The organism is Intrasporangium sp., assembly GCF_030452765.1.
Taxonomy (GTDB): domain Bacteria; phylum Actinomycetota; class Actinomycetes; order Actinomycetales; family Dermatophilaceae; genus Intrasporangium_A.
On record NZ_JAKDLO010000179.1, the window covers coordinates 1 to 8,873 of the forward strand.

Below are 8,873 nucleotides of genomic sequence, written 5' to 3' on the forward strand. Positions count from 1 at the left end.
GCACGGCCATGCCGCCATCGCGTATGCCGCCCACTCTCCCGCGCATGACGTGCTCGCCATGGACGTGCACACTCCTGGGCTCGCTCGGCTGCTGGCCCGGGCAGATGCCGCCGGCGTTCCGAACCTGAGGGTGGAACAGGCTGACGCCGTCGTATTCCTCGAGGAACGCGTCGGCGACGACACGTTCGACGCGGTGCACCTGTTCTTCCCTGACCCGTGGCACAAGAAGAAGCATGCGAAGCGCCGGTTCGTCAGCCCAGCCAACCTGGACCTGCTCGCCCGGGCTCTCAAGCCGGGTGGCCACGTCCTCCTCGCGACCGACCAGGACCTCTACGCCGAGCACGTCCTGGCCGAGGTGGCGGTGCACCCCCGGTGGACGGCCTGTCGGGCCGTTCGGCCGTACTGGCGTCCCGTCGACGGGTTCGAGGCCAAGGGCCGGGCCGCCGGACGAACGATCCACGAGCTGCGTCTCGACCTCGGGTGACCGCAGCGACCGTTGCGGATGGCATGTGTCGGGGCAACAGGATTTGAACCTGCGACCTTCCGCTCCCAAAGCGGACGCGCTACCAAACTGCGCCATGCCCCGCGGCCCGGCGGACGCATCGCCATCACCTGGTGCGATTTCGTCACGAACGGGCGCGACCAGTAGGCTAGCGCCTCGATGCCCCGGTTCACGACCGGGGCTCGCGGGCGTAGCTCAATGGTAGAGCCCCAGTCTTCCAAACTGGCTACGCGAGTTCGATTCTCGTCGCCCGCTCGCGGTCTCAGCAGGCTCTCGCGGGCCGCGGCAGGCGGCATCCGGTATGCACGGTATGCCGCTCAGCCCACCCCGCCGCGCAGACCGAGCGCCTCGGCGAGGTGGCTCCTCGCGCCCGCACGCTCGAGTCCCTCCGCGACGGCGGTTACGGTCCGCTCGGACGGCCACGCATGGGTCCAGAACAGCGCTGCCGCGCCCGGGACCGCGAGCACGAGTGGGAGCCACGTGCGCGGTGGCAGGATCGAGACGAACAACGCGACGAAGATCGGCACCTCGCAGATGGCAGCGCGCAGCACGGTCGTCGAGCTGAAGTACCGCACGCTGGTCGCGGCCGCATGCTCGTCCGGCAGGCCGTCCGGAAGCGCCGGTACCGCGTAGCCGACCTGGCGGATGAGCAGCGCCGAGCCGAGCAGCGCGAGCACGACGAGGGCGAGCTGCCACCACGACGGCCACGGCGCCGCGGTGTCGACCAGCACCCGGGCCACCGCCACGAGGAGGGCACCGCCGGCGATCGTCGCGGCCAGCAGCTGCAGCATCCGCAGGCGGTCGTCGAGGGGTGCGGGGAGGGCCGACATGGCGCCGAGCATAGGCGCATTTATCGATCTCGCCGTGGGCGGCTAGCATGGTCGGTCGGTGCGTCATGCCGTCGTGGCGTGCTCCCGGTGGCTCCGCGTGAGTGGCCGACCCCGAAGCCCAAGGCCGGCTACCGGCCGCGATCCAAGCCATGGAGTACCCGCAGTGAAGAGTGCGCTCGAGACCCTCAGCCCGACCCGGGTCAAGATGACCGTCGAGGTCCCGTTCGAGGAGCTCAAGCCGAGCCTCGACGCGGCGTTGAAGCACATCGGCGACCAGATCCAGGTGCCGGGCTTCCGCAAGGGCAAGGTTCCGGCCCGCCTCATCGAGCAACGCGTCGGGCGCGGCGCCGTGCTCGAGGAGGCGGTCAACAACGCGCTGCCCCAGTTCTACGGCCAGGCCCTCGAGGAGCACTCGGTGCGTCCGCTCGGCCAGCCCGAGATCAGCGACCTGTCGGTGCCGATGGCCGACGGCGACGACTTCTCGTTCGTCATCGAGGTCGACAAGCGCCCCGAGATCGAGCTGCCCGACTTCTCCGACATCGAGCTGACCGTCGACGAGGTCGCGGTCGGCGACTCCGACATCGACGAGCGCCTCGACGCCCTGCGTGCTCGCTTCGGCACCCTCGTCACCGTCGAGCGCGCCGTGAACGACGGCGACTTCGTCTCGATCGACCTGTCGGCCGTTCTCGACGGTGAGCAGATCGACTCCGTCAAGGGCGTGTCGTACGAGGTCGGCTCGGGCAACATGCTCGAGGGCCTCGACGAGGCGCTGCTCGGGATGTCGCCCGACGAGCAGAAGCAGTTCACGGCGCCGCTCGCCGGTGGCGACCACGAGGGCAAGGAGGCCGACTGCACCGTGACGGTCACGGCGGTCAAGGAGCGCGAGCTGCCCGAGCTCGACGACGAGTTCGCCCAGCTGGCCTCCGAGTTCGACACCCTGGACGAGCTGCGCGCCGATATCGCGCGCAGCGCCGAGAACGACAAGAAGTTCGGCCAGGGCGTCGCCGCGCGCGACCGGCTGCTCGAGGTCATGCTCGAGCGCGTCGAGGTGCCGGTCCCCGAGGCGGTCATCTCGGCCGAGATCCAGTCGCACCTCGAGCAGGAGGGCCGCCTCGAGGACGACGAGCACCGGGCCGAGGTCGACGAGAGCACTCGCAAGGCGCTGCGCACCCAGCTGCTCCTCGACGCGGTCGCGGAGCAGGAGGAGGTCGAGGTCGGCCAGCAGGAGCTGATCGAGTTCCTCGTCATGTCCTCGCAGCAGTACGGCATGGACCCGAACGCCTTCGCCAAGTCGATCGACGAGGAGGGGCAGATCCCGGCCATGGTTGCCGAGGTGGCCCGCCGCAAGGCGCTCGCCACCGTCCTGGAGAAGGTCGCCGTCAAGGACTCGGCGGGCAACGTCGTCGACCTCAACGCCGCCGTCCCGGGGACCGAGGACGAGGCCGGGCCCGAGACAGTCGACGTCGGTGAGGTCGAGGCCGTCGCAGGGACCGAGGACGAGGCCGATGAGACCGCTCCGGCCGAGACCGGCGAGAAGGCCGACGCCTGACGCCAGGCGCCGCAGCCCCACGTGCACAGCCTGCCCTGACGGGGTATGCCGGAGGTGGACGTCACGTGACGACCAGCATCCGACGACCAGGCAGGAGCGGGCAGATGAGCGACTTCAACGAGTCAGGTGAGCTGAGGCAGGTCGAGCAGGACTACGTGGGCCGGCCCGCCGAACGCGCCGAGCAGCTGCGACACCAGCGCACCGGCGGCGAGCAGGGCGTGGGCACGGTGCGGCACGGGGCCGGGAACACCGGGAGAAACGATGCCGCGATCGATGACCACCTTTCGCTCGCGGACTTCGAGCGGCAGCTACGCGCGGAGCAGGAGGCTGCTGCGGCCGAGCCCGGCGGGGACGATCAGAGCTAGAGCTAGAGCTAGGGCTAGGGCTAGCCGGGCCTGGGCGGCCGGCCGGTGAGTCGTGAGGCATGGTGAGTCGTGAGGCATGGTGAGCGGCATACCCCGACAGGGGGCCGCTCCCACCCTCGTGGGGTGTTGTGTTGTGCGCTCAGGGCGAACACCGCCCGGTCGGGAAATCCCCGGACGGGCCGGGACGTTAGGGTCTGTGACGAGCCAGCCGGGCCGCCACGACGGGGCCCACGGCTGGAGACCTTCGACGATGGAGACACTGGTGACCTCGGACATCTCCGCCAACGGCAACAGTTCGCCGGGTGGTCTGGACGACCACATCTACAACCGCCTGCTCAAGGAGCGGATCATCTTCCTCGGCTCCGACGTGCGGGACGAGAACGCCAACGCCATCTGTGCCCAGATGCTGCTGCTGTCCGCCGAGGACCCCGACAAGGACATCTGGCTCTACATCAACAGCCCGGGCGGCTCGATCTCCGCGGGCATGGCGATCTACGACACGATGAACTGGATCCCCAACGACGTCGCGACCGTCGCCATGGGCCTGGCCGCCTCGATGGGCCAGTTCCTGCTCTCGGCCGGCACGAAGGGCAAGCGCTATGCGACGCCGCACGCTCGCGTCATGATGCACCAGCCCTCCGGTGGCATCGGCGGCACGGCGACCGACATCAAGATCCAGGCCGAGCAGATGCTCTACATCAAGAAGCAGATGGCGGGGCTCATCGCGCAGCACACCGGGCAGAGCGCCGAGCAGATCGAGAAGGACTCCGACCGCGACCGCTGGTTCAGCGCGGAGGAGGCCAAGGAGTACGGCTTCGTCGACCACGTCTTCACCCGGTCGAGCGACGCGCCTGACGCCGGCGCACTGAGCAAGGACTCCGGGTCGCAGACCTCGGCCCCCGACAACGCCTGACCCGGCACGGACATTGGAGAAGACCGCATGAACATCGAACCGACCTCGCGCCTCGCCGTGCCCGGCCCCGTCCAGCCGAGCAGCCGCTACATCCTGCCGCAGTTCGAGGAGCGCACCTCCTACGGCATGAAGCGCTCCGACCCGTACAACAAGCTCTTCGAGGACCGGATCATCTTCCTCGGGGTCCAGGTCGACGACGCGTCCGCCGACGACATCATCGCCCAGCTGCTCGTCCTCGAGTCCCTCGACCCCGACCGCGACATCCTGATGTACATCAACAGCCCGGGTGGCTCGTTCACCGCGATGACCGCGATCTACGACACGATGCAGTTCGTCCGGCCCGACATCCAGACGTTCTGCATCGGCCAGGCCGCATCGGCCGCCGCGGTGCTGCTCGGCGCCGGCGCGCCCGAGAAGCGCTTCGCGCTGCCGAACTCCCGTATTCTCATCCACCAGCCGGCCCTGTCCGGCGGCGACTATGGGCAGGCCTCCGACATCGAGATCCAGGCCAACGAGGTGCTCCGGATGCGCACGTGGCTCGAGGACACCGTCGCGCACCACACCGGCCGCACCTCAGAGCAGGTCCGCAACGACATCGAGCGTGACAAGATCCTGTCCGCCGAAGACGCCAAGGAGTACGGCCTCATCGACGAGGTGCTCGCCTCACGGAAGGCCTCGCTCGAGAGCTGAGCCGCTCCCCTAGCGGCGCAGTTGGGCTCGTGGACTGACACGAGCGTGGTTTGTCCGCCATCAGCGGACAAGCGGCGTTGCGCGAGCGGCGAGCGGCCTACGCGTCGTCTAATAGGACATGGCCCCGTAGATTGGGGTCTGGTCGAGCGCACCCCCGCGCGAGGCAGTCGAGGCAGCGCAGTCAAGCCAGCAGGGAGCATCCACGTGGCACGTATCGGAGAAGGTGGAGATCTGCTCAAGTGCTCCTTCTGCGGAAAGAGCCAGAAGCAGGTCAAGAAGCTGATCGCCGGGCCGGCCGTCTACATCTGCGACGAGTGCATCGAGCTGTGCAACGAGATCATCGAGGAGGAGCTCGCCGAGACGAGCGAGCTGGGCCTCGACCACCTGCCGAAGCCCCGGGAGATCTTCGAGTTCCTCGAGAACTACGTCGTCGGGCAGGACCAGGCCAAGAAGTCCCTCGCGGTCGCGGTCTACAACCACTACAAGCGCATCCAGGCCGGCGACGGGGTCAAGAAGGCGGAGGACCACGTCGACATCGCCAAGTCGAACATCCTGCTCATCGGTCCGACCGGCTCGGGCAAGACCTACCTGGCGCAGACTCTCGCGCGGATGCTCAACGTCCCGTTCGCGATCGCGGACGCGACCGCGTTGACCGAGGCCGGCTACGTCGGCGAGGACGTCGAGAACATCCTGCTCAAGCTCATCCAGGCCGCGGACTACGACGTCAAGAAGGCCGAGACCGGGATCATCTACATCGACGAGGTCGACAAGATCGCCCGCAAGTCGGAGAACCCGTCGATCACCCGCGACGTCTCCGGCGAGGGCGTACAGCAGGCGCTGCTGAAGATTCTCGAGGGCACGACCGCGTCGGTGCCGCCCCAGGGCGGGCGCAAGCACCCGCACCAGGAGTTCATCCAGATCGACACGACGAACGTCCTGTTCATCGTCGGGGGAGCGTTCGCAGGCCTCGAGAAGCTCATCGAGCAGCGGGCCGGTCGCAAGGGCCTCGGCTTCGGCGCGGCGCTGCACAGCCCGAAGGACCTGGTCGACACGTTCGCTGACGTCATGCCCGAGGACCTGCTCAAGTTCGGGCTCATCCCGGAGTTCATCGGTCGGCTCCCGGTCCTCACGACGCTCGCGCCGCTCGATCGTGATGCCCTCGTCAGCATCCTGACGACGCCGCGCAACGCCCTCGTGAAGCAGTACCAGAGGATGTTCGAGATCGACGGCGTGGAGCTCGAGTTCACCGATGACGCGCTCGAGTCCGTCGCCGACCAGGCGCTGCTGCGCGGCACCGGCGCTCGCGGACTGCGCGCGATCATGGAGGAGGTCCTGCTGCCCGTCATGTTCGACGTGCCGAGCGACGACGAGATCGCCCGGGTCGTCGTCACCCGCGAGGTCGTCCTGGACAACGTGCTGCCGACGGTCGTCCGGCGCGCGCCGGAGACGCGCAAGCGTCAGCGCAAGGAGCCCGCATGAGGACACGAGGCAGGTAGGCTCACCCGCCGTGGCGGCACCGTTTCGCGTCGGGCGCAGCACCCCGGCGCCCACGCAGCAGTCCTCTACGACGTGCGGCCCGGCGTGCGTGACCGTGGCCCGGATGCTGGCCAACCCGGCCTTCGCCGACTGGGTCCGCCACGGATACCCGGACGATCAGGCGCAGCACACGGCTGACGACCGCTTCGCGGCGTGTGAGCAGGTCGTGGTGCGCCGCACGAACGGTTTGGTCGGCGCCGGCGAACGGCTGCAGCCGCCGTGGCCTCGAGCGCTCGGCACACCGCCGTGGGGCGCCCGCGCCGAGCTCGAGCACGGCGTGGCAGTGCCTGGGACCCGCTACGAGACGCAGTGGTTCCGGCTCGCCGGCAGGGCTCGCCTCGGCAACGTCCACGAGGAGCTGCGCAGCCGCACCCACGAGGTCGGCCCGGCGCTGCTCTACATCGGCAGCACCTGGCTGCCGCGGCACATCGTCCTCGTGCTCCCCGGGGGCGGCGGCCCCGACCCAGACCTCTACGAACCATCGACCGGCCGGGTCGTCGGCCTGCCGCGCGACCGCTTCGTCGCGCGGCGCCTGCGCCTGGCCGGGTGGGACGTGCCCTGGTGTGCCGTCTGGCCGGCCGCGAGCCGCTGACGGTCAGTCCGGCTCCTGGGGCGGGTTGGTCCGTAGCGCCCACACCCCGGCCGCCAGCCCCGCCAGGCCGATCACGTATGCCGCTCCGCTGAGACCCCCTGCCCGGCCGAGCAGCAGCGCGGCGAGCACCGCGACGACCGTCGCGGCCGCCACCGCGACGACGACCGGACGCAGCCATCCGCGAGCGGTGGCCCGGCCGACGTATGCCCAGGGCGGCCTCGAGTCGGCCAGGGCGGTCGCGGCGTGCGAGAGTGTCACGCCGAGCGCGGCGAGCAGTGACCACCACGTGAAGCTGCCTGCTGGTGTCAGGTTGACCCAGACGACGACCAGCACGGACCAGAGAGCGAGCGCCGCGGCCGAGTTCGACAGGGACCAGGTCAGCAGCGGTACAGCGGTCAGCAGCCACCATCCGGCATCCTTCCCACCCGTTGCGCCCTGCAGGGCCAGCAGGTAGAGGGCGACGCCGAGGGTCGCCACCGCTGCCAACAGCAGGTGATGGAGCGACCAGTCGGTGCCGGTGGTCCCGAACCGGACGAGCCGCTGGCGTCGGCCGGTTCGGTGCGGCCCGCGCCGTCCAGTCGTGCTGGGCGTGCTGCTCATCGGCGCACCATCCTCGGGGCCGAGGCCCGATGGGCGATGTCACGCAGGACGTGGTCGAGCGAGCCCGGGCCGCGCCACGGCACGACGGGGACGCCACGGCCCACGAGCGCCGCGACCTGCGCCTGCCGGGACAGCAGCCGGATCCGCCAGGCCAGGGCCTCGTAGGGGTCGCGGGGGCTCACGGTGAGGTGCTCCGGGAAGGTGTCGATGACGACGGTGGTCAGTCCCCGGCCGGCGAGCGTCGTGCTCAGCTCGACGGTCGTGCCCTCGATCAGTGGGCTCAGCACGAGGACCAGGCTGAGGGCGTCGAGGCCGCGGATGGCCCGCCTCCCGTCGTCGCGCCGCTCCGATGCCGGCTCGATCCGGGCCAGCGTCTCGAGGACCCGGCGCAGGTGGTGTGTTCCGGAGCCGACGCCGAGCGGCGGGATGTCGGCCGCGCCGACGGTGCGTAGTGTGAGCCGTTCGCCCGACCGGAGGAAGTGGTCGGCGAGGGCACCTGCCGCGCGGACCGTGACGTCGAGGCTGGTGGGGCGCCCGTCGACGCCCTCGCGGGGACCGAGGTCGCTGAAGGCGTCCACGAGCAGGATCACGTGGGCGTCCTCGTCGGCGAACGTCGAGGTGACGTGCAGGCGGCCGGTGCGCAGGGAGACCGGCCAGTGGATCCGTCGCAGCCGGTCTCCGGGCTGGAACGCCCGGATGCTGTTGAACTCGCTGCCGGCGCCGGGCCGCGCCGACCGGTTGATCCCGACGATGCCGCGCGGGTGCGGAGTCGGCGCGGCCGCGTCGAACCCGGCCGGTACCGGCAGGGTCGTCGTGCTGAGGTCGGGCAGCTCGACCGGCCCGGCGCGGAAGGCTCCCCAGGGGCTGGTCAGGCTGACCGTCACGGTCCCGAGCGGTCGCACGCCCCACCGGGTCGAGCGCACGCCGATCGCGGTCGCGGGCCCCTCGATCGGTGCGGCCCCGGTCGGTGGGGTCCGACCCACCCACGGCGTCTCCGACAGGAGCACGGCCCCGTGGCAGCCGGGTGGGAGCGGCTCGATGCGCACGACCAGTGTCGTCGTCTCGCCCTCTCGCAGCGTCGGCTGCGCGAGCTGGGCGGTGGCGGTGGCCTCCGTGTGCGGGCGGGCCAGCTGCGCCCAGACGGCCGCGACGACGAGGGGGACTGCGATGACGACCAGGTCCGGACGCCGCAGGGCCGCGCCGAGCAGGAGCGTGCCGGCGCCCAGCACGACCGCCCGCACCTGCGCCGCGGTGGGCGCCCACGCGCCGAGCGACTGGGTCACCGTGGTTCGACGC

At 70.4% G+C, this 8,873-nt stretch carries 10 protein-coding genes and 2 tRNA genes; 8 read left to right on the forward strand and 4 right to left on the reverse strand.

Translation table 11 applies throughout. From position 1 onward, the window contains the following. Positions 1 to 484, forward strand: a 484-nt coding sequence (locus L0H79_RS18075; protein WP_367652492.1) for a tRNA (guanosine(46)-N(7))-methyltransferase TrmB, incomplete at its 5' end; no start/stop codon positions are given. A 28-nt stretch (positions 485 to 512) separates the two neighbouring features. On the opposite strand, the gene L0H79_RS18080 is transcribed toward L0H79_RS18075, so the two are convergent. Then, positions 513 to 586, reverse strand: a tRNA-Pro gene (locus tag L0H79_RS18080). A gap of 100 nt (positions 587 to 686) precedes the next feature. On the opposite strand from L0H79_RS18080, the gene L0H79_RS18085 reads away from it, so the two are divergent. Next, positions 687 to 757, forward strand: a tRNA-Gly gene (locus tag L0H79_RS18085). 62 nt (positions 758 to 819) lie between these two features. Here L0H79_RS18085 and L0H79_RS18090 read toward each other — a convergent pair. Then, a complete protein-coding gene (locus L0H79_RS18090) occupies positions 820 to 1,332 on the reverse strand; it encodes a hypothetical protein (protein WP_301486036.1) in 513 nt (170 codons plus the stop codon). A 163-nt stretch (positions 1,333 to 1,495) separates the two neighbouring features. Here L0H79_RS18090 and tig point away from each other — a divergent pair, with 163 nt between their 5' ends. The 6 genes from tig to L0H79_RS18120 all read left to right on the forward strand — a co-directional run bounded on the left by tig (position 1,496) and on the right by L0H79_RS18120 (position 6,977). Beyond that, on the forward strand, positions 1,496 to 2,881 hold the full coding sequence (tig, locus tag L0H79_RS18095; protein WP_301486037.1) for a trigger factor: 1,386 nt from the start codon (positions 1,496 to 1,498) through the stop codon (positions 2,879 to 2,881). Positions 2,882 to 2,985: 104 nt separating this feature from the next. Then, on the forward strand, positions 2,986 to 3,246 hold the full coding sequence (locus tag L0H79_RS18100) for a hypothetical protein (RefSeq protein ID WP_301486038.1): 261 nt from the start codon (positions 2,986 to 2,988) through the stop codon (positions 3,244 to 3,246). Positions 3,247 to 3,508: 262 nt separating this feature from the next. Beyond that, positions 3,509 to 4,159 carry an ATP-dependent Clp protease proteolytic subunit gene (locus tag L0H79_RS18105; protein ID WP_301486039.1) on the forward strand — a complete coding sequence of 217 codons (651 nt, stop codon included), beginning with the start codon at positions 3,509 to 3,511 and terminating at the stop codon, positions 4,157 to 4,159. Between the two features lie 27 nt (positions 4,160 to 4,186). Further along, positions 4,187 to 4,849, forward strand: a complete 663-nt coding sequence (locus L0H79_RS18110) for an ATP-dependent Clp protease proteolytic subunit (protein WP_301486040.1) — start codon at positions 4,187 to 4,189, stop codon at positions 4,847 to 4,849. Positions 4,850 to 5,053: 204 nt separating this feature from the next. Next, the gene (gene clpX, locus L0H79_RS18115) at positions 5,054 to 6,328 is read left to right on the forward strand and encodes an ATP-dependent Clp protease ATP-binding subunit ClpX (protein WP_301486041.1); all 1,275 of its coding nucleotides are present in this window, start codon (positions 5,054 to 5,056) and stop codon (positions 6,326 to 6,328) included. Between the two features lie 28 nt (positions 6,329 to 6,356). Next, complete coding sequence (locus L0H79_RS18120; RefSeq protein ID WP_301486042.1) at positions 6,357 to 6,977, forward strand: hypothetical protein; 621 nt, start codon at positions 6,357 to 6,359, stop codon at positions 6,975 to 6,977. Positions 6,978 to 6,980: 3 nt separating this feature from the next. On the opposite strand, the gene L0H79_RS18125 is transcribed toward L0H79_RS18120, so the two are convergent. Together L0H79_RS18125 and L0H79_RS18130 are read right to left on the reverse strand one after the other, a co-directional pair. Next, the gene (locus L0H79_RS18125) at positions 6,981 to 7,577 is read right to left on the reverse strand and encodes a hypothetical protein (RefSeq protein ID WP_301486043.1); all 597 of its coding nucleotides are present in this window, start codon (positions 7,575 to 7,577) and stop codon (positions 6,981 to 6,983) included. Further along, positions 7,574 to 8,873: DUF58 domain-containing protein (locus L0H79_RS18130; protein ID WP_367652493.1), on the reverse strand; the 1,300-nt coding region annotated here is incomplete at its 5' end. The genes L0H79_RS18125 and L0H79_RS18130, both read right to left, overlap by 4 nt.